Below are 16,230 nucleotides of genomic sequence, written 5' to 3'. Positions count from 1 at the left end.
GTATCCCTGAATTGAAACGAGGATGCGCCCGTCTGGCGCCTTCTTATACTCGTGCCCTTCGCGCCATACGCCGGTTTTGATCTTCGAGCGAATCGCGCCGGGAGAGTAGCCGCTGTGTTCAGCGAACTTCTCGACGGTGAGATGATCAAGCGCGAGCATCGGGGCCCTCCGTGTCTATCACGTTCGCCGATGCCTGGCATGGCATCCTGCACCCGGTAATGCCAGCACTCATCGCTCCATGCCCTCCCGTTGCCGGCGGGCTTGCTCGGCACGCTTGGCCTTCTGGCGGGCCCGGCGATCCGCGGCGGCGGCTTTGCGGTTCTTCCAACCGAGGCCGGTACCGAACGCGCCGGCGATGGCGGCGATCAGGGTGTGCTTGCTGCTCATTCCAGATCTCCCCGGCTGCTGGCGCCACCCCGGCGGCGGTAGAGTTCCTGGCCGGCGAGCAGGGCCTCGAGGGGACCGAACTGCTGGATGTACTGGCGCAGTTCTTCCGGCGAGAGCCAGAGCACGTCCTCGTCACCTTCGCCATGAACCACGCGCATGCTGAGCGGTGCGAGGCCGCGCTGTAGACGGCGCTTGCTGAACTCGATGACTTCGAATTGCGGGTACTGGCTGATGGGGTGCTGAGCTGGCTGATTCATACCGCACCGCCTTCGCGCTGCTTGGCGCGGGCGATGCGTTCCATTTCGGCGAGGGTGAGGGCGCCGGCTTTTTCGAGGTTGCGCAGGTCGGTGGTCGGGTTCCACCAAGCGCCATCCCATGGCCACAGGGTCATCACGTGCCGATCGCGGCGCGGCATGTCTTGGGGTAGGGCATAGCAAGCCGCCGCTTTCGCGATCTCACCTGTGACGTGTGTATCATCATGCTCTGCCGTCCAGCCTTCGGCATCGACCTGGCGGCGGCGTTCACGGGCCACGGCGGCGAGTGCTTCGCCGGTCTCTTCCTGTGCCAGCAGAAGCTCGGCCAGGGGCGTCAGCGGCTTGAGCGCGAGCAGGACGATGTTGTCCTCGTTCTCGTAGCGCGCGACTTCCACAAAACCCGCGGGTAGCTGAAAGGACAAGGCATCGATGTAGCCCTGCGGATCGCGGGCGTAGTGGTCGAACGCTTCGAGGCCTTCGTCTTCTTCGTCGAGCGGTGGCTCGTGGCACTCGGTGTGCACCTCGAGGCCCAGCGGGGCGAAGATGCGTTCGGGTGCTAACTCGTCGAACTGTGCGTGGTTGTAGACGATCTCGATTAGTCGCATTGGTTTGCTCTCGTGTAGTGGAGGCCCGCCGCCGGTGGTGGTCGGCGGCGGGTGGTCAGTCGTCAAGGATTCCTTGACCGCTGGGGCTCAGCCCTTATTGAAGTTGCCGAGCAGTAGCGTTGCGTTCGCGCCAAGGTGGCTGGCCAGCACGCGCTTGAACTCTTGGGCGATCTCCTCTTTCACCGCCTCCAAGCCGATCAGGCGCAGCTTGAGCTTCGGTTTCTGGTCGTCGGCGATGATGGAGACGCGCAGCGCAAAGGTCCGCAAGCTGAGCCCTTCGTACGGGATGCAGCTGAAGCGGATGATCGCCGGCGTGCGGGCGCCGGTGTTGGCGTCCAGGCGGTCGAGGCCGGATCGGCTGGCGCTCCAGTCGTTGTCCTCGTGGGCACTTTCGCTGCTGGCCTTGATCTCGATGCGGCGGACGGCGGCGGCGAGCTGGTTGGGGCTCATGCTGTCGCCGGTGCTGTCCTCGCCTTCGATGTTGCCGTTCCAGTCCTCGATCCAGGCGGCCAGGTCTTTCTGGCCGTAGGCGGTGCCATCGGCGTTGAGCAGGGCGGCAAAGGGTGCCGTCTTGTCGAGCGCGAGCGTGGCGGTGTGGTCCGCATGGCCGGGATCGAGATGGGTGCCGAGGTCGAAGAAGCCCTTGGCTCTCATGCTGTCGATATCGACGAACACGCGAGACTTGTCCTCGGCGTTGACGTAGGCGGCGTAGTCTTCGATGGAGGAGGTGGCGAAGTTGCCCCGGAAGCGGCCCGGGTTCTCCATGTACTTTTCGAGCGAGACCAGGTCATAGCCACGCGGCACCAGCATCGTCGGCACGTGGGTGCCGGGGTGGCCAATATTGGCGGCTTGGGTCAGGTCCTGGAGCTTGTCGAGTGCGTCGGCATCGAACATGGTTCATTCCTTCATTGGTTTGGTTTGGTGTGGTGGTGCCGGGCTTGGCCCGCCCGGCGTCGGGCTCCGCGACTACCTGTGGTGCTGCGGCTGGGTCAGGCGTTAGCGTTCTGCCCAGCCTTTTCGCCATCGAACTCGAACTTGCCCTGGTTCTCCGGGAACAGCGTCAGCTTGCCGCCCTTGCCGACGTAGAGCGGGGTGGAGGTGGTGTTCTCCTCCGAGCGCTTGCCCTTGGCGGTGGGCTCGACATAGCTGAGCTTGTGGCTGACATCGACCTGCCGGCTGGTGGCGATCTGCTTGACGTCCAGCGTGATGGTGACCTTGCCGGCCTTGCCGTTCTGGATGACGCCGAGGGCAACCGCGGACAACGCGTGGGCGATCTTCTCGTGGAAGACGCCGGCATCGAGATCGCCGAGCAGCTCGGCGAAGTTGGTGCCGGTACCGGTGGTGGTCGGTTGGTTCTGGCTCATGATTGGTTTCCTCGTGGTGTGGTGGAGGCTGGGCGTTGCCTCAGCCGGTGCTACCCGTCGCCTCGGCGATCAGGGTGTGCTCGGTGGTCGGCAGGGCGCGGTGGTAGTGGTGCCACTTGCGCGGGCTAAGCTGCCGAACGCTGTCATGGGCCTGGCGCTCGATCAGCACCGCCAGGTGGTAGATGCAGATGAACCCTTGGGCCTTCTGGCTGCGGTCCAGTGTGATCACGGGCAGGTCGATACGCCCTTCGCGGATCGCGGCGCGGAAGTTGGCCTCGTTGAGGTTGCGGAAGTAGCGGCCGCGCACGGCGTCCAGCGGGATCAGCACGTCGCCGAACTGCTCGAACAGCAGGGCGACGGTGCTGCTGTCGCCGGGCGCGTCTTCGCTCTGCCATTCGGGCGGGGTGATCTCAGGCATCGTTGGCGGCCTCGCGGTGGATGCGCACGCCCAGCTCGCCGGCAAGCCAGAGCAGGCCACGCTCGGTCACCAGCGTCTTGCCGTAAGGCATTTCGCGGCCCAGGCCGGGCGTGACGACGGACTTCGACTCGACCGCGAATCGGCCGGCGCGGATGTGTACCGGCATCGGCAGGTTGTAGCGGTCGAAGATGTGGCGTTCTCGCAGCTGCCGGCAGAGCGTGGTGCGGCCCGTACCGAGCAGGGTGGCGGCGGTTTGCAGGTCGTATCGCATCGGTGGCCTCCGTCAGGTCAGGCGTTCCAGCAGCTTGGCCAGCGCCCAGGTGGCATCCGCCGGTGTGCCGTTGTGCAGGTTGAGCACTCGGACGCCCTGGGCGTTGGTGAGCGTGAGCGAGATGCCGGCGCCGGTGTCCTCGATGTGGCCTTGGGCGACGACCTCGCCGACCCGCTCGATGGAGAGCGGGTAGTGGGTGCGTTCGAGCAGGTTGCCGGTGAGGCTGGCCGCGTTGGTGTGTGCCGGCATCAGCCCGACGATCAGGCAGCGCGGCTGGCCGGTACGGGTGAGCAGGTCATGGGCGGGCGCGTTCATGAGCGAGCCTCCGATGGGCGAACAAACTCGTAACAGTCGATGGCTCGTTCTTTGCCAGTCTTCAGATTTAGGACGACGATTTTCGGGCCGTAGCTCGCCCTCTGATCCCGATGAGCAGTTACGCGGCAGGGTCCTATCCATCGACCGCCGACGTTGTAATCAACGACTTTTCCGACCGGTAGCTCGGCGACAACCAGATGATGCATCGTTGTTATTGCGAGGGAAGCTTGCTGCTCGCATCGCTCAAGGAGAGTGCGGTTCATGAGCAAGCCTCCGGCCTGGCCAGCAGGCTCTGCAGATAGGCGATGGTCTCGCTGAGATCGTCCAGCGCGCATTCGGAGAGCGCGGGGCGACCATCCTGGTTGCGTGGGAGGTAGATGGTCTTCGCCCAGATCGATTGGCAGCCCATCTTGTGTGGCGCCCTGGTCACGCGAATATCAAGCTCGAAGGTGTGGGCCCAGAAGTGCGTGTGGACGTGGTGCTGGCCCTGAGCGGTGATGTCCAGCGCAAGATCCTGAACGCCGTACATCAGGGCACGCATGCCGCTGGTGATCGCCGGCGCGGCAGCGGGGAAGCTGAGAACGGTCATGATCGGGCCTCCGGTGCATCGTCGGCATCGGACAGCACCTGGTACTGGTCCTCGATCCGCTCTGCCAGGTCGGCGTATAGCTCTCGAGGCGACCAATCATTGAGCTTGAGGAAGGTCGTCGGACTGGTAGAGAGCATGGCATCCGCGCGGTCGGGGTGGTTGGCGCGTTGCCTGAGCGTGACCTCGATGGTCAAAGGGCCATCGGTCGTCGGCAGGGTCAGGGTGCCGCCTTGGCGGCAGACATTGCGCAGCGCGCGTTCTTGGGTGCGGTTCATCATGCCGTCACCGCCTGGCCGCGTGCTGCGGTCATCGGGATCAGGCGTGCGGCGTTGGTGCCGAGGACGACGAGCATGCCGGTTTCACGCTGAATGCGTTGGATGCTCTCGGGGCTGGTGCCCGATGCCGGGTGCAGATACACCCGGCCCGGGGTCTTGCGGGTATTGGTTTGCATCTTGCTGTCCTGTGGTGGTGGTTCAGCTGGCGTTTGCAGACGCCGTAATGCCAAACGTAAACACATTTACCATCGCGGTCAATATGCAAAGTGAATTTACATTCGCGGGGCAAAAAAACCGGCCATGAGCCGGTTCGGAGGGCGGGTTAGGGTCGCCTGCTACATTTTGCCGAACGCCCAGCGACCCAGAAAGCGTGCGCAGATCTGGAAATCGTGTGTTTCGTCTATGTCGTAGCTTTCGTAGAGAGGGTTATCAGATATCACCCGGATACGCTTGCTGGGAACGTGCTGCAGGCGTTTGATGTGGACATAGCCATCGAGCTGGAAGATATAGACGCCGTCGTCCTGCATCTCGGTGACGGCTAGGTCAACGATGGCGAGGTCCCCATCGTTCAGTGTACCGAGCATGGAGTCACCCCGGACATTGATGATGCGCAGATGTTTGGTCGGTTCGACCCCAATCGCCCGCAATATCTCACGGGGAACTTCCATGAAGCTGGTCGTCGCCTCTGATAACACGATCGCGCCATGCCCTGCGCTCGCAGTAACCGCGAGAATGGGGATGCGATAGTCGCTGGCGTTCTGGGCTTTGCTGGCTGAGTAGTTGCGTAAAGGCTCCATGACGTTGAATTCCCCGGCTTTGTTGTGCATAGGTATCACGTTGTTGCCGGGAGTTACCTTTTCACGTTTGCCGTAAAGAATCCATCCAGTCGCAACCGAAAGTGCCTTGGCCAGTTTCTCGAGGTTCTGCGACCCGAGCTGCACGGACGGGTTGTTCTCCCATATGGAGATCGCCTCGCGGGTCACTCCGATCCGTGAGGCTAGCTCTTTCTGGGTGAGTTGCAGTTCCCTGCGGCGCTGCTTGATTCTAGATGCCTGATCGTTCATGTAAATAATCTTACGCCTTGCGAAGTAATTGCATTTCGCCTTATGATGCGTAAAAGCATTTACACGGGCTGAACAGGAATGCGTAAATCCGATGTCATCGACCACTTCGGCAGCATCACGGCTGTAGCCGAGGCGCTAGAGATCACCACTCAGTACGTCAGCATGTGGCCTGAAGTGGTGCCGCGCTCACGTCAGTGGCAAATCGAGGTTTTGACGGACGGGAAACTGAAGGCGCAGCGCAAGTTGGCGTCCAAGGCTTCCGCCTGAAAGGTGCCGAGCGGGACTGCAATCCCGCTCGGCGGGTGCCAGCGGCGGTGTTCCCACCACAGAAACGAGCCGTCGCTGGGCTTTGTGTGACGCAGAAGAGCAAACCAATAAAGCTGTCTGCGCCACGGTCTCAATAGTACACCACCTAGAGACCGTGGCGCATGGCAACGATTCAGGAGTAATGCCATGGGCAAGCAGTGGCCTACGTCGCGCGATCGTGCGATTACCGAAGTCCTCTCGTTGAACCTATCCCTTTACCATGCTGCCCGCGACTATCCCGGCGGCATCAAGGCCGTCGCCGCGGTTCATGGTCTCAATCCGACCACGCTGCAGCACAAGTTGAGCCCGACCCACGAGCCGCATAAGCCGAATATCGATGACCTGGAAGCGGTGCTGTCGACGACCGGTGATCCGCGCATCCTCGATAGCCTCGGCGAGATGGCGGGCGGGGCGATCTGGGTGCGACCGCAGGAGGCGACACAGCACGTGCCCGAGTTGGGGATGCTGGGCTCGCTGAAGCAGCTACACCGAGAGGTTGCCGAAGTCGTCGAGACGCTGAGCGACAGCCTGGATGACCAGGTTATCGATATCGTCGAGGCGAAGAAGCTCGACCTGCGCATTCGCCGATTGTTGGGGGCGGTGCTGGCCGTGGAGAAAGCCGCCGAGCTGTACGAGGAGGGCGAGTAATGGCGGACAAAGCGGATATCGCCCAGGAGCTGATCGACGAGCGGATGGCGCAGACCCTGGCCGCTCGCCAGACGCCGCGCCGGCACGCGGTACCGGTGGATGACCACTGCGTCGATTGCGGCGAGACGATCCCGGCGGCGCGCCGGGAGCGCATGCCGTACGCGCTGCGGTGTGTCGAGTGTCAGTCGGCAAAGGAGGGGCGGCGGTGAGTCTCATCACAACATTGGAGGAAGCGGCCCAGGTGGTCGCTTTTATTGCGCCCGATGACCGTGATCTCTGGATCAACGTCGGCAACGCGCTGAAAAGCGAGTTCGGCGAGGATGCGTTCGATACGTGGGATGCGTGGAGCCAAGGCGCGCAGAGCTATAACGCCGCTGATGCCAAGTCGGTCTGGCGCAGCCTGAGCCTGGGCTGTGTGTCGTTCGGGTTCGTGGTCAACGAGGCCAAACGCAATGGCTGGAAGCCGACCCGGCGCGAGCTGAGCGCAGCGGACAAGCGCCAGATGCGGCAGGAAGCCGAGCAGCGGCGCAAGGATCGACAGGCGAGCATCGAAGCCGACGCGGCGAAGCTGGAGGCGATGCAGCGGCAGGTAGGTATGGCATGCCGCCTGATCCTCAAGAATCACGTGCAGCCCACCGGGCCGAGCCAGTACCTGGGCACGAAGCAGGTGCAAGCGCACGGCGTGCTGTTCCCGCGGCACTCTGTGCTGATCGGCATCGACGACCAGGCGCAGCGCGTGGAGGTCTGGCCTGGCGAGGAGGTAAAGCGCTACTTCGAGGCGCTGCCCAAGCCGCGGCCGGATCACATCTCGTTTCTGCTGATCAAGAAGGGCGACATCATCATCCCGCTACGCGATGGCACGGGGCACGTGTGGTCGATCCAGGTGATCAAGCCGGAGGGCAAGAAGCTGTTCCCGAAGTACGGGCGCAAGGCGGGGTGCTTCCATCTGATCGGCGATCCGACGGCTGCCGACACGATCGCCGAGGTGGAGGGGTATGCCACGGGCGCCAGCGTGCATGAGGCGACCGGCTGGCCGGTGGCGGTGGCGCTGGATTCGGGCAACCTGCAACGGGTGGGGCAGACGCTGAAGTTGGCCTACCCCGAGCATCGTCTGGTGATTGCGGGTGACGATGATCCGGATAACCCGAAGAATCCCGGCCGCAAGAAGGCCGAGGAGGTCGCGCGCGGCCTGGGTGCGGTTGCGGTGTTCCCGACGCTTGGCGAGGTGGCATGATGGCAGACTGGAATGATCTGCGCGTGGCGCAGGGGCTGCCGGCAGTGCGCGAGCAGTTGATGCGGGCGGTCGAGGCGGCGAACGACGAGCCTTCATACCCCACCGGAAGCCTTGCGGCGAGCAATGATCAGAACCCCGACGAGGGGCGCAAGCCTGACGTGGGGTATGAGCCCCCTCAGGACCATGACGCGGAACTCGATGCGCTGATGGAGCGGCTGCGCTTCACCGACAAAGGGGCGATCAAGCCCGAGCTATCCAACGCCTACGAGATCTTCAAGCACCATCCGGTGTGGAAGGGCATGCTGGCCTTCAACGAGTTCACGCGGGAGGTGGACAAGCTGCGGGCGCCGCCATTCCCGAACGGGGAGGCCGGGGCCTGGCGTGATGCGGATGCTGGCCACGCCCTGGTGTGGCTGCAGCAGAAGATGAGCATGGGCCTGGGGCATGTGCCCACCGCAGACAAGGCCGCGATGACCGTGGCCGACGAGTTTCGGTACCACCCGGTGCGACAGTTCCTTGAGCGGTTGCCCGCCTGGGATGGCAATTCGCGGCTTGGCCGGCTGATGCCGGATGTGTTCGGTGCCGATGAGACCGCTTACACCGAGCACCTCGGCAAGGCGATGCTGGTCTCGGCGGTGGCGCGAATCATGGACTCGGGCTGCAAGGTCGACGAGATGATCATTCTCGAGGGCGGCCAGGGGCTGGGCAAGTCGACGTGCATTCGGCAGCTGTTCGGCGCCGAGTGGTACGTCGAGCTATCCGAGGCGCCGGACAACAAGGATTTCTTCCTGACGATCCAGGGGGCGTGGGCGGTCGAGATCGGCGAGTTGCAGTCGTTCTCCAAGGCCAATATCACGATGGTGAAGATGGCGATCACCCGCCGCGATGACAAGTTCCGGCCGCCGTATGCGGTGAGGCCGATCTCGCACCCTCGGCAGTGCATCTTCATCGGGACGACCAACGCGACCGAATACCTGATCGACAGTACCGGTGCCCGGCGCTTTCTACCCGTGGCTTGCCGTAAGGCTGACGTGGGGTATATCGAGCAGTGGCGGATCCAGCTATGGGCCGAGGCGCTGCGGGAGTACCGTAAAGGCTTCCGATGGTGGGATGTGCCGAAGAGTGAAGCCGAGGACGAGCAGGACCAGCGCTACCTGGAAGACCCTTGGGAGGAGCGCATTCACGACTATCTGGAGGGGCACGCGCCGGCGAACGCTTACCCCGATTGGCGCAACGGTGGCGCCCGTGGGGAGCCGGTGAACAAGGTGACCACTCGCGAGCTGATGGAGAACGCCTTGCGCCTGGATGTCGGCAGACAGGGCATGCAGGAGCAGCGACGTGTTGGTAACGTGATGCGGCACCTGGGCTGGATGAAGCAGAAGCAGCAGCGCTCGGCGCTCACTGGCCAGCGCATTCGCCCCTATCTGCGCCCCGGCGCCGATCCAGACGCGGAGAAATGAGCATGATCTGTCACAGGTCTACGCAAGTGTCACAGGTGGTGTCACAGGTCTTGAGCCAAAAAAGTGCTTACGATTCAACCGTGTCACAGGTGTCACAGGTGTCACACGTCTCCCGCGCACATACACGCGCACGCGCGCGCACGCATTCATATTCATTTTCTTGTGTGACACCTGTGACAGGTGTGACAACGTTGTTTTAAAAGGGGTTTTGGTGTCACAGGTCTAAATCGGTACCTGTGACACCTGTGACGGCACCAGGCTGCGCTGAAGCCACCACCTCTGCGCAGTCTTGAACACCACGGAGCAAACCAATGATCAAAGAAATGGACCAGTTGCTGAACCATTGGGCGGAGCAGCACGCCCGCCGGGGCGGTCAGCCGCAGTCGATGCTGGCGCAGGCGATTGAATTCGGCGGCATCCCACCGCGCGGCACGGGCCCGAAGAAGTCACGCGACCTGTTGAACCTGGGCGAGCTGGATAACGTGGCTTGGGAGGTGGAGCAGGGGCTGCAACGTTTGGAGTGGCACCACCAGATGATGGCCGATGAGCATTACCGCGATGGCGGCTACAGCCAGGCCAAGTGCCAGCGGCTGCAGATCTCGTCCAGCAGTTACTACGAACGCCTCGACCGGCTGCACAGGAAGCTCAAGGAATCGCTGAAGGACTTGGCAGCTCGTCGGCAGATGCGTTCATGACACCCGCCTATTGTGATGCGTTTCCGGTACGTTGCCCCTGTATTGCGATGCTGGCATTACCGACCCGTTGATGCCACCGGAATGGGCCGATATAAATCAGTCAGACTTCACAGAGTTATGCCCGCAGCGTCCATGGTAGTTCCCCTTGACCCGGCTCCCGCCGGGTCTTTCTTTTGGCGCTGGGGTCACCACGTTGCTCCTGTCTGTGGTGGACAGCCGCCCGGCGCTCGCCGGGCACCTATTCGAGGTTCGATGATGACGACGCTCAAACGCCGGTTGGTCACGGAAGTGATCGATCGCGAGGGTGGGTACGTCGATCATCCGGCGGATCGCGGCGGTCCGACCCGCTATGGCATTACCGAGGCCGTCGCCAGGGCCGAGGGCTATACCGGCGACATGCGCGACTTGCCGTTGAGCCTGGCCATCGCGATCTACGAACGACGCTATTGGGATTCGTTGGCGCTGGACAGCATCGAGCCGATCAGCGAGGCGCTGACGAGCTACCTATTCGATTACGGCGTGAACAGTGGCCCGGGTCGATCCGGCCTCGAGCTGCAGATGACGCTGAACGCCTTGAACGATCAGCAGCGGTTGTATCCGGACGTCGGCGAGGATGGTGCTGTCGGCGGCAAGACGCTGGCCGCGTTGGATGGCTTTCGGGTTGCGCGTGGTGCTGCTGGTATCGAGGTGCTGGCCGGGGCGATCAACGGTTGCCGTATCGCGTTCTGCCGTGAGTTATCCCGAAAACGCCCATCTCAAGAGGCGTTCACGTTCGGCTGGTTCAGCCGCATCGTGAATCTACGCAATGAAATCGCAGGGCCGCTATCAACCCAGCGCGCCATCAATCTCTATACCGAGGCCGCGCGATGACTGAGGAACAGGACATGCCTGTCCGTTCGCGCCCGATCATGGAACGTCACATCCAGACGGTTCTGCTGTCCGTCATTGTTGCTGCATTGCTCTGGTTCGGCAGCAGCGTCGTCGAGGTGCGCGAGGGATTCGCGCGGCAGGACGAGAAGATGATCGGCGTGCAGAGTCAACTGGCACAGATCCAAGCTGATCTACGTAGCCAGTCTGACAAGTATTATCCGAGGGCGGATGCCGAGCGCGAGATGACCTCATTCCGCAGCGACATCCGCACGCTGCGAGAGCGCGTGACCGTGCTCGAGGGGAAGGACGAATGAGCATCATCGATAAGGCGCTCGGTGCCGTGGTGTCGCCGATCCTGGATATCGTCGATAAGGCGGTGACCGATAAGGACCAAGCGGCGGCCATCAAGGCTGAGATCACACGTGCGCTGATTCTCGAACGATCCAAGTCGGTTGAGGCTCGCATGCAGGTCGTGCTGGCCGAGGCGAACGGCGAAAGCTGGCTTCAGCGCAACTGGCGGCCTCTCCTGATGCTCACCATCGTGGCGATCGTAGCCAACAACTACCTGGTGGCGCCTTACCTCGGTGCCATGTTTGGCGTCGGTCTGACGCTGCCGCTGCCCTCGGCGCTATGGGATCTCATGACGCTTGGCGTCGGCGGGTACATCGCGACCCAAGGCGTGCGCGAGGGCGTCTCGTCATGGCAGCAGGGACAGGTGGCGAGGGAGCAAGCGAAAGCGGGGCGGTTGGGTGATGAGATCGATGCACGACGATAAACGAGGCAACGCCAACGCTCGTGGCTATGGTCGCAAGTGGCGCAAGGCCCGCGAGCAGTTCCTCCAGCAGCATCCGCTCTGCGTGTTCTGCCAGCGTCGCGGCCGCGTGACGGCGGCGACAGTAGTCGACCACATCGTGCCGCATCGTGGCGATCTCAAGTTGTTCTGGCGCCGTTCCAACTGGCAGTCGCTGTGCAAGCCGTGCCACGACACTGAGAAGAAGCGCATCGAGAACGGTGGCAGCCTGCCGGGCTGCGACCTCGACGGCGTGCCGACCGACCCGAGCCACCACTGGGCCTGAGCCGCGATCCCGTGCGGATTCACGAAATGCGAATTTTTCGCGTTTGAGGCGGGAGGGGTGGGTCGAAAGTTCACAGGGTCAGCGCCGGAGACCGTCCGCTCATCTCTTTTCGTGAAAGCGGGAAAAATGGCAGGGGGGTATTCGGCCCCGGGTATTCATCAACGGAGGTTCGCCATGGCGGGCAATCGCAATTCAGGTCGCAGAGCGCTGCCGTCGAACGTCCACGCGCTGCGCGGCAACCCATCGAAGAAGTCGGCGCACGAGCTGCATGACAATTCGGCGCCTTCGCTCAATGCGGAAGCTCCGCCGTGCCCCAGCTTCCTGACAAAGGACGCCAAGGCTGAATGGAAGCGGGTCGTGCAGGACCTGGTCACGCTCGGGCTGATGACGAAGGTCGATCGTGGCGAGCTCGCCGTCTACTGCCAGGCCTGGGCCGACTGGAAGAACGCGCGCGAGAAGATCAGCGCCGCCGAGAACGACACGGGTTACGTCGCCAACACGCCCAGCGGCTACAAGCAGATGAGCGTCTGGATGCAGATCGCCAACCGCGCCGAGGAACGTATGCGCACCGCCGGCAATTCGTTCGGGCTGAACCCCAGCGCTCGCGCCAAGCTCGGTACCGGCACGGTCAAGCAAGGAGACCTCTTCCCCAATGAGCAAGCGGAGACAGCCGCCAAATACGGTCTCTGATGACCGGGCGACCGCGTACGCTCAGGCGGTAGTGGCGGGCGACATCATCGCAGGGCCGCAGGTTCGGCACGCCTGCGAGCGCCATCTCAATGACCTCGAGACCGGGGCCGAGCGCGGCCTGACCTGGAGTCTGGAGCATGCCCAGCACGCCATCGGATTCTTCGAAGACGTGTTGCGCCTCAACGGCGGTCGGTTCGAAGGCGAGCCGTTCAAAGTGCTGCCCTGGCAGGCCTTCATCGTTGGATCGCTGTTCGGGTGGATGGGGCCGGACGGCTGGCGTCGGTTTCGCGTCGCCTACGTCGAGACGGCCAAGGGCTCCGGCAAGTCGCCGCTGGCCGGTGGCGTCGGGCTCTACGGCCTAGTCGCCGACGGTGAGAACCGCGCCGAGGTCTACGCCGCGGCAACGAAGAAGGAGCAGGCCCAGATATTGTTCCGCGATGCGGTGGCGATGGTCGACCAGTCGCCGTTGCTGGCCTCTCGGGTCGTGAAGTCCGGGGCGGCGGGCAAAGAGTACAACCTCGCCTTTCACCGCACGTCGTCGTTCTTCCGCACCGTGGCGGCGGACGATGGCCAGTCAGGCCCACGGCCACACATTGCGCTGCTGGACGAGATCCACGAGCACAAGACCGCGCTGGTCGTCGAGATGATGCGCGCCGGCACCAAGAGCCGCGACCAAGCGCTGATCTTCATGATCACCAACAGCGGCACCGACAAGCTCACAGTGTGCGGTGACTATCACGACTACGCCGACAAGGTCGCGTCGGGCGTGCTCGAAGACGACGCCTTCTTCGGCTTCGTCTGCGGGCTCGACGAGACCGACGACCCGTTCGAAGACGAACAGTGCTGGTACAAGGCCAACCCCTCGTTGGCCTACGGCATCCCCGGGCTCAAGTATCTGCGTGAGCAGGTGACCCAGGCTCGCGGCATGCCCTCGAAAGAGGCCACCGTTCGGCGCCTGAACTTCTGCCAGTGGGTGCAGGCGGATAACCCCGCGATCAGCCGTGACGCCTGGCTGTCGACCCAGGATAAGGACTTCGACGAGACGCTGCTCGAAGGCCGGCGCTGTTTCGCCGGGCTCGACCTGTCAAGCACGCAGGATCTCACGGCGTTAGTGCTGCTCTTCCAGCCGACCGAGGCCGATCCAGTATGGCGGATGAAGCCGTGGTTCTGGCTGCCCGAGGAGGGGCTGGCCAAGAAGGCCGAGCAGGACCGGGTGCCTTACCTGGTCTGGCGTAGGGATGGGCACCTCGACACGACGCCAGGACGCGCTATCAACAAGCGCTTCGTTCTACACCAGCTTTCGGAGGTTGCCGCTCGTTACGACCTGGTTGCCATCGGCTACGACGAGTGGCGCATGGCAGACCTGCAGGCGCTGATCGACGACGAAGGCGTTAGCCTGCCGCCGCTGGTCGCGGTGCGTCAGGGTTTCAAGACCATGGCGCCTGCCGTTGACGAGTTCGAACGACGATTGATCAACGCGCAGCTTCGGCACCAGGGTCACCCGGTGCTGACCTGGTGCGCCGCCAATGCGGTCTATCAGGAAGACCCGGCCGGTAATCGCAAGATCAACAAGGCCAAGTCAACCGGCCGCGTCGACGGCATCGTCGGCGCCGTCATGGCGACCGCGCTGACACTGACCGAGCTCGAGGAGTCCACTCCCGAGCCTGACTTCATACTGCTATGACGACGGAGACGCCGTGTTCGAGCTACTCAACCGACTGACCGGCGGCCGATCGGTCGCGGCGACGCGTGAAGAGCCGACGGTCACCCCTGATCCCGGCCTCCAGAACGCCGCCGATGGGGCTCCCACCGTCAGCAGCAGCGATAGTCCGGGGATGATGGAGCTGTTCCAGCTCAACCCTAGCGCTGCCGGGCCGGTGGTCAACGCCAATACCGCGATGCGTGTTACTGCGGTCTACTCATGCGTGCGGCTGCTGGCCGGCGCGGTGGCCACCATGCCGGTGCACATCTACGAGCGCACCGCCACCGGACGTACTCGTGTCGATCACGACGCTTGGTGGCACCTGAACCAGCAGGCATCGGAACTGTTCACCGCCTCGGCGATGTGGGAACACGGTATTGCCGAGATGCTGCTGCGTGGCGACGGCCTTGCCTGGTTGCAACGTAATCGCCGTGGTGAGCTCACCGGCATTGAGCCGCTACCGCGTACCCAGACGATCATCGAGAAGAAGAACGGCCGCCTGCGGTATCACGCCTCGCTGGACGAGGGTTATGTGGGGCTGGACCAAGATGACGTCCTGCATATTCCCAACATCGGCTTCGATGGCATTTCCAGCCCCTCGGTAATTGGATTGGCCGCCAAGCAGGGGATTGGCCTGGCCATGGCTGCCGAGGAGTACGGCGCTCGCTTCTTCAGCAACGGGGCGCGGCCGGATCACGTGATCACGATGGATGGTTCGCCGACTCAAGATCAGGTCGACCGGATTCGCGACAACTGGCTCAAGCGGCATACCGGCGTCGCCAACGCCCACCTGCCGGGCATGCTGGTCGGCGGCGCCAAGTTGCAACAAGTGACGATGAGCGCCGAGGACGCCCAGATCATGCAGGTGCGACAGTTCCAGGTGGTTGATATTGCCCGCGCCTTCGGCGTGCCGACCTGGATGATCGGTGCGATGGATAAGACCACGAGCTGGGGCAGTGGACTCGAGCAGATGGGGCTTGGCTTCATCATCTACACCCTGCAGCAGCACTTGAACCGCGCCGCCCAGGAGATCAATCGCAAGATCCTGCGCGACCGCCGGCTCTTCGCCGAGTTCAACGTCAACGCGCTGCTGCGTGGCGATGCCAAGACGCGCTCCGACTACTACAAGTCGGCGCTCGGCGGCACCCAGAACCCCGGCTTCATGACCCCCAACGAGGTGCGCGCCAAGGAGAATCTGCCACCGATCGAGGGCGGTGACACGCTCTACACTCCCAAGGGACAGACCAATGCCGATGCCGAAGCTACTCCAGCTTTTCCTGGACAACCAAAACCGACCCCGTGACTTCCACGTCAAGGCCGAGGGCAACGAAGCGGAGATTTACCTCTACGACGCCATCGGTGCCTGGTTCGGTGTTGCCGCCGAGGATTTCGTTCGCGAGCTGCGCAACCTGGACGGCGTGGAGACCATCCACCTACGCATGAACAGCCCGGGTGGTGACGTGTTCGAAGGCCGCGCGATGGCGACGGCGCTGTCGCAGGTGAAGGCCCGGACGATCTGTCACATCGAAGGCCTCTCGGCATCGGCTGCGACGTACGTCGCGGCGGCTTGTGACGAAGTGGAGATCGCCGATGGCGGCTTCTACATGATCCACGAAGCCTGGACGCTGACACTGGGCAACAAGCGCGACCACGAACACCAGATCGGCCTGCTGAGTAAGGTCGATGACAGCATCATCAACGACTACGCCAAGCGTACCGGGAGCGACCGGCAACAGCTGATCGACTGGATGGAAGCCGAGACCTGGTTCAGTGCCGCCGAGGCGGTCGAGCACGGTTTCGCTGACCGGATGCTCGAGACCAACCGCTCGCAGAACCGCAAGCGCGCCCAGTGGAATCTGGCCGCCTATCAAAACGTACCGGCGGCACTCACGGATCAGCCGCCGCCGGAGCAGCTTTTTGATCGTGTCCAGGCCGAACGCCGCCTGGCGCTACTCGAACGGCGATAGCGGGCTCCCGCGCGCCTCACCATGACCGCCATCTGAGGCG

Annotated in this window: 26 protein-coding genes; 14 read left to right on the top strand and 12 right to left on the bottom strand. The window is 63.2% G+C overall.

What is annotated here, in order from left to right; translation table 11 throughout:
• Positions 1–228: 228 nt before the first annotated feature.
• The 12 genes from F0A16_RS21765 to F0A16_RS14065 all read right to left on the bottom strand — a co-directional run bounded on the left by F0A16_RS21765 (position 229) and on the right by F0A16_RS14065 (position 5,542).
• Positions 229–387 carry a hypothetical protein gene (locus tag F0A16_RS21765; protein ID WP_187776020.1) on the bottom strand — a complete coding sequence of 53 codons (159 nt, stop codon included), beginning with the start codon at positions 385–387 and terminating at the stop codon, positions 229–231.
• A complete protein-coding gene (locus tag F0A16_RS14110; RefSeq protein WP_149436046.1) occupies positions 384–644 on the bottom strand; it encodes a Rieske (2Fe-2S) protein in 261 nt (86 codons plus the stop codon). The genes F0A16_RS21765 and F0A16_RS14110 overlap by 4 nt, the downstream gene beginning before the upstream one ends.
• Complete coding sequence (locus tag F0A16_RS21900; protein ID WP_149436045.1) at positions 641–1,246, bottom strand: hypothetical protein; 606 nt, start codon at positions 1,244–1,246, stop codon at positions 641–643. The genes F0A16_RS14110 and F0A16_RS21900 overlap by 4 nt, the downstream gene beginning before the upstream one ends.
• Positions 1,247–1,333: 87 nt before the next feature.
• Positions 1,334–2,140 carry a DUF2303 family protein gene (locus tag F0A16_RS14100; RefSeq protein WP_149436044.1) on the bottom strand — a complete coding sequence of 269 codons (807 nt, stop codon included), beginning with the start codon at positions 2,138–2,140 and terminating at the stop codon, positions 1,334–1,336.
• Positions 2,141–2,235: 95 nt separating this feature from the next.
• On the bottom strand, positions 2,236–2,610 hold the full coding sequence (locus tag F0A16_RS14095; protein WP_149436043.1) for a hypothetical protein: 375 nt from the start codon (positions 2,608–2,610) through the stop codon (positions 2,236–2,238).
• 40 nt (positions 2,611–2,650) lie between these two features.
• Entirely contained in the window at positions 2,651–3,028 is a 378-nt protein-coding gene (locus F0A16_RS14090; protein ID WP_149436042.1) for a pyocin activator PrtN family protein, read from the bottom strand.
• Entirely contained in the window at positions 3,021–3,299 is a 279-nt protein-coding gene (locus F0A16_RS14085; protein WP_149436041.1) for a phage antirepressor KilAC domain-containing protein, read from the bottom strand. The genes F0A16_RS14090 and F0A16_RS14085 overlap by 8 nt, the downstream gene beginning before the upstream one ends.
• 12 nt (positions 3,300–3,311) lie before the next feature.
• Positions 3,312–3,614, bottom strand: a complete 303-nt coding sequence (locus tag F0A16_RS14080) for a hypothetical protein (protein ID WP_149436040.1) — start codon at positions 3,612–3,614, stop codon at positions 3,312–3,314.
• A gap of 259 nt (positions 3,615–3,873) precedes the next feature.
• Positions 3,874–4,203 (bottom strand): hypothetical protein, encoded by a 330-nt coding sequence (locus tag F0A16_RS14075; protein ID WP_149436039.1) that lies wholly within the window; start codon positions 4,201–4,203, stop codon positions 3,874–3,876.
• Positions 4,200–4,481: a hypothetical protein gene (locus F0A16_RS14070; RefSeq protein ID WP_149436038.1), complete on the bottom strand. Its 282-nt coding sequence runs from the start codon at positions 4,479–4,481 to the stop codon at positions 4,200–4,202. The genes F0A16_RS14075 and F0A16_RS14070 overlap by 4 nt, the downstream gene beginning before the upstream one ends.
• Complete coding sequence (locus F0A16_RS21755) at positions 4,478–4,654, bottom strand: hypothetical protein (protein WP_187776019.1); 177 nt, start codon at positions 4,652–4,654, stop codon at positions 4,478–4,480. Before F0A16_RS21755 ends, F0A16_RS14070 begins: the two co-directional genes overlap by 4 nt.
• 159 nt (positions 4,655–4,813) lie before the next feature.
• Positions 4,814–5,542 carry an XRE family transcriptional regulator gene (locus F0A16_RS14065; protein ID WP_149436037.1) on the bottom strand — a complete coding sequence of 243 codons (729 nt, stop codon included), beginning with the start codon at positions 5,540–5,542 and terminating at the stop codon, positions 4,814–4,816.
• A gap of 78 nt (positions 5,543–5,620) precedes the next feature.
• Between F0A16_RS14065 and F0A16_RS14060 the strand changes: the two genes are divergently transcribed.
• From F0A16_RS14060 to F0A16_RS13995, 14 genes are all read left to right on the top strand, one after another.
• The gene (locus F0A16_RS14060) at positions 5,621–5,809 is read left to right on the top strand and encodes a Cro/CI family transcriptional regulator (RefSeq protein ID WP_149436036.1); all 189 of its coding nucleotides are present in this window, start codon (positions 5,621–5,623) and stop codon (positions 5,807–5,809) included.
• 186 nt (positions 5,810–5,995) lie between these two features.
• The gene (locus tag F0A16_RS14055; RefSeq protein WP_149436035.1) at positions 5,996–6,496 is read left to right on the top strand and encodes a phage regulatory CII family protein; all 501 of its coding nucleotides are present in this window, start codon (positions 5,996–5,998) and stop codon (positions 6,494–6,496) included.
• Positions 6,496–6,705: a TraR/DksA C4-type zinc finger protein gene (locus F0A16_RS14050; RefSeq protein WP_149436034.1), complete on the top strand. Its 210-nt coding sequence runs from the start codon at positions 6,496–6,498 to the stop codon at positions 6,703–6,705. Before F0A16_RS14055 ends, F0A16_RS14050 begins: the two co-directional genes overlap by 1 nt.
• Complete coding sequence (locus F0A16_RS14045; protein ID WP_149436033.1) at positions 6,702–7,730, top strand: PriCT-2 domain-containing protein; 1,029 nt, start codon at positions 6,702–6,704, stop codon at positions 7,728–7,730. The genes F0A16_RS14050 and F0A16_RS14045 overlap by 4 nt, the downstream gene beginning before the upstream one ends.
• Positions 7,730–9,190: a virulence-associated E family protein gene (locus F0A16_RS14040; protein ID WP_187776018.1), complete on the top strand. Its 1,461-nt coding sequence runs from the start codon at positions 7,730–7,732 to the stop codon at positions 9,188–9,190. Before F0A16_RS14045 ends, F0A16_RS14040 begins: the two co-directional genes overlap by 1 nt.
• A 311-nt stretch (positions 9,191–9,501) precedes the next feature.
• The gene (locus F0A16_RS14035) at positions 9,502–9,885 is read left to right on the top strand and encodes a hypothetical protein (protein ID WP_149436031.1); all 384 of its coding nucleotides are present in this window, start codon (positions 9,502–9,504) and stop codon (positions 9,883–9,885) included.
• Between the two features lie 252 nt (positions 9,886–10,137).
• Complete coding sequence (locus F0A16_RS14030) at positions 10,138–10,755, top strand: glycoside hydrolase family 108 protein (protein WP_239023838.1); 618 nt, start codon at positions 10,138–10,140, stop codon at positions 10,753–10,755.
• Positions 10,752–11,069, top strand: coding sequence for a hypothetical protein (locus F0A16_RS14025; RefSeq protein WP_149436030.1), 318 nt, complete (start codon positions 10,752–10,754; stop codon positions 11,067–11,069). Before F0A16_RS14030 ends, F0A16_RS14025 begins: the two co-directional genes overlap by 4 nt.
• Positions 11,066–11,530: a 3TM-type holin gene (locus tag F0A16_RS14020; RefSeq protein WP_149436029.1), complete on the top strand. Its 465-nt coding sequence runs from the start codon at positions 11,066–11,068 to the stop codon at positions 11,528–11,530. The genes F0A16_RS14025 and F0A16_RS14020 overlap by 4 nt, the downstream gene beginning before the upstream one ends.
• Complete coding sequence (locus F0A16_RS14015) at positions 11,517–11,831, top strand: HNH endonuclease (protein ID WP_223119798.1); 315 nt, start codon at positions 11,517–11,519, stop codon at positions 11,829–11,831. Before F0A16_RS14020 ends, F0A16_RS14015 begins: the two co-directional genes overlap by 14 nt.
• 174 nt (positions 11,832–12,005) lie before the next feature.
• On the top strand, positions 12,006–12,521 hold the full coding sequence (locus tag F0A16_RS14010) for a phage terminase small subunit P27 family (protein WP_149436027.1): 516 nt from the start codon (positions 12,006–12,008) through the stop codon (positions 12,519–12,521).
• Positions 12,484–14,205, top strand: coding sequence for a terminase large subunit (locus F0A16_RS14005; protein WP_149436026.1), 1,722 nt, complete (start codon positions 12,484–12,486; stop codon positions 14,203–14,205). Before F0A16_RS14010 ends, F0A16_RS14005 begins: the two co-directional genes overlap by 38 nt.
• A 13-nt stretch (positions 14,206–14,218) precedes the next feature.
• A complete protein-coding gene (locus tag F0A16_RS14000) occupies positions 14,219–15,526 on the top strand; it encodes a phage portal protein (protein WP_223119797.1) in 1,308 nt (435 codons plus the stop codon).
• Positions 15,477–16,190, top strand: coding sequence for a head maturation protease, ClpP-related (locus F0A16_RS13995; RefSeq protein ID WP_149436210.1), 714 nt, complete (start codon positions 15,477–15,479; stop codon positions 16,188–16,190). The genes F0A16_RS14000 and F0A16_RS13995 overlap by 50 nt, the downstream gene beginning before the upstream one ends.
• The last annotated feature ends 40 nt before the right edge of the window (positions 16,191–16,230 follow it).

The organism is Salinicola corii, from assembly GCF_008298015.1.
GTDB classification, from domain to species: domain Bacteria; phylum Pseudomonadota; class Gammaproteobacteria; order Pseudomonadales; family Halomonadaceae; genus Salinicola; species Salinicola corii.
The sequence above is the reverse complement of the archived record's forward strand: the minus strand, read 5'-3'. Positions and strand labels throughout refer to the sequence as shown.

What these genes read in the sequence shown, in the direction of transcription:
- F0A16_RS14015 (WP_223119798.1), top strand. Translation starts at nt 11,517, where the DNA reads ATGCACGACGATAAACGAGGCAACGCCAACGCTCGTGGCTATGGTCGC.
- F0A16_RS14065 (WP_149436037.1), bottom strand. Translation starts at nt 5,542, where the DNA reads ATGAACGATCAGGCATCTAGAATCAAGCAGCGCCGCAGGGAACTGCAA.
- F0A16_RS14005 (WP_149436026.1), top strand. Translation starts at nt 12,484, where the DNA reads ATGAGCAAGCGGAGACAGCCGCCAAATACGGTCTCTGATGACCGGGCG.
- F0A16_RS14025 (WP_149436030.1), top strand. Translation starts at nt 10,752, where the DNA reads ATGACTGAGGAACAGGACATGCCTGTCCGTTCGCGCCCGATCATGGAA.
- F0A16_RS21755 (WP_187776019.1), bottom strand. Translation starts at nt 4,654, where the DNA reads ATGCAAACCAATACCCGCAAGACCCCGGGCCGGGTGTATCTGCACCCG.
- F0A16_RS14060 (WP_149436036.1), top strand. Translation starts at nt 5,621, where the DNA reads ATGCGTAAATCCGATGTCATCGACCACTTCGGCAGCATCACGGCTGTA.
- F0A16_RS14080 (WP_149436040.1), bottom strand. Translation starts at nt 3,614, where the DNA reads ATGAACGCGCCCGCCCATGACCTGCTCACCCGTACCGGCCAGCCGCGC.
- F0A16_RS14010 (WP_149436027.1), top strand. Translation starts at nt 12,006, where the DNA reads ATGGCGGGCAATCGCAATTCAGGTCGCAGAGCGCTGCCGTCGAACGTC.
- F0A16_RS13995 (WP_149436210.1), top strand. Translation starts at nt 15,477, where the DNA reads ATGCCGAAGCTACTCCAGCTTTTCCTGGACAACCAAAACCGACCCCGT.
- F0A16_RS14055 (WP_149436035.1), top strand. Translation starts at nt 5,996, where the DNA reads ATGGGCAAGCAGTGGCCTACGTCGCGCGATCGTGCGATTACCGAAGTC.
- F0A16_RS14030 (WP_239023838.1), top strand. Translation starts at nt 10,138, where the DNA reads ATGATGACGACGCTCAAACGCCGGTTGGTCACGGAAGTGATCGATCGC.
- F0A16_RS14050 (WP_149436034.1), top strand. Translation starts at nt 6,496, where the DNA reads ATGGCGGACAAAGCGGATATCGCCCAGGAGCTGATCGACGAGCGGATG.
- F0A16_RS14095 (WP_149436043.1), bottom strand. Translation starts at nt 2,610, where the DNA reads ATGAGCCAGAACCAACCGACCACCACCGGTACCGGCACCAACTTCGCC.
- F0A16_RS21765 (WP_187776020.1), bottom strand. Translation starts at nt 387, where the DNA reads ATGAGCAGCAAGCACACCCTGATCGCCGCCATCGCCGGCGCGTTCGGT.
- F0A16_RS14110 (WP_149436046.1), bottom strand. Translation starts at nt 644, where the DNA reads ATGAATCAGCCAGCTCAGCACCCCATCAGCCAGTACCCGCAATTCGAA.
- F0A16_RS14085 (WP_149436041.1), bottom strand. Translation starts at nt 3,299, where the DNA reads ATGCGATACGACCTGCAAACCGCCGCCACCCTGCTCGGTACGGGCCGC.
- F0A16_RS14020 (WP_149436029.1), top strand. Translation starts at nt 11,066, where the DNA reads ATGAGCATCATCGATAAGGCGCTCGGTGCCGTGGTGTCGCCGATCCTG.
- F0A16_RS14040 (WP_187776018.1), top strand. Translation starts at nt 7,730, where the DNA reads ATGGCAGACTGGAATGATCTGCGCGTGGCGCAGGGGCTGCCGGCAGTG.
- F0A16_RS14100 (WP_149436044.1), bottom strand. Translation starts at nt 2,140, where the DNA reads ATGTTCGATGCCGACGCACTCGACAAGCTCCAGGACCTGACCCAAGCC.
- F0A16_RS14035 (WP_149436031.1), top strand. Translation starts at nt 9,502, where the DNA reads ATGATCAAAGAAATGGACCAGTTGCTGAACCATTGGGCGGAGCAGCAC.
- F0A16_RS21900 (WP_149436045.1), bottom strand. Translation starts at nt 1,246, where the DNA reads ATGCGACTAATCGAGATCGTCTACAACCACGCACAGTTCGACGAGTTA.
- F0A16_RS14075 (WP_149436039.1), bottom strand. Translation starts at nt 4,203, where the DNA reads ATGACCGTTCTCAGCTTCCCCGCTGCCGCGCCGGCGATCACCAGCGGC.
- F0A16_RS14090 (WP_149436042.1), bottom strand. Translation starts at nt 3,028, where the DNA reads ATGCCTGAGATCACCCCGCCCGAATGGCAGAGCGAAGACGCGCCCGGC.
- F0A16_RS14070 (WP_149436038.1), bottom strand. Translation starts at nt 4,481, where the DNA reads ATGATGAACCGCACCCAAGAACGCGCGCTGCGCAATGTCTGCCGCCAA.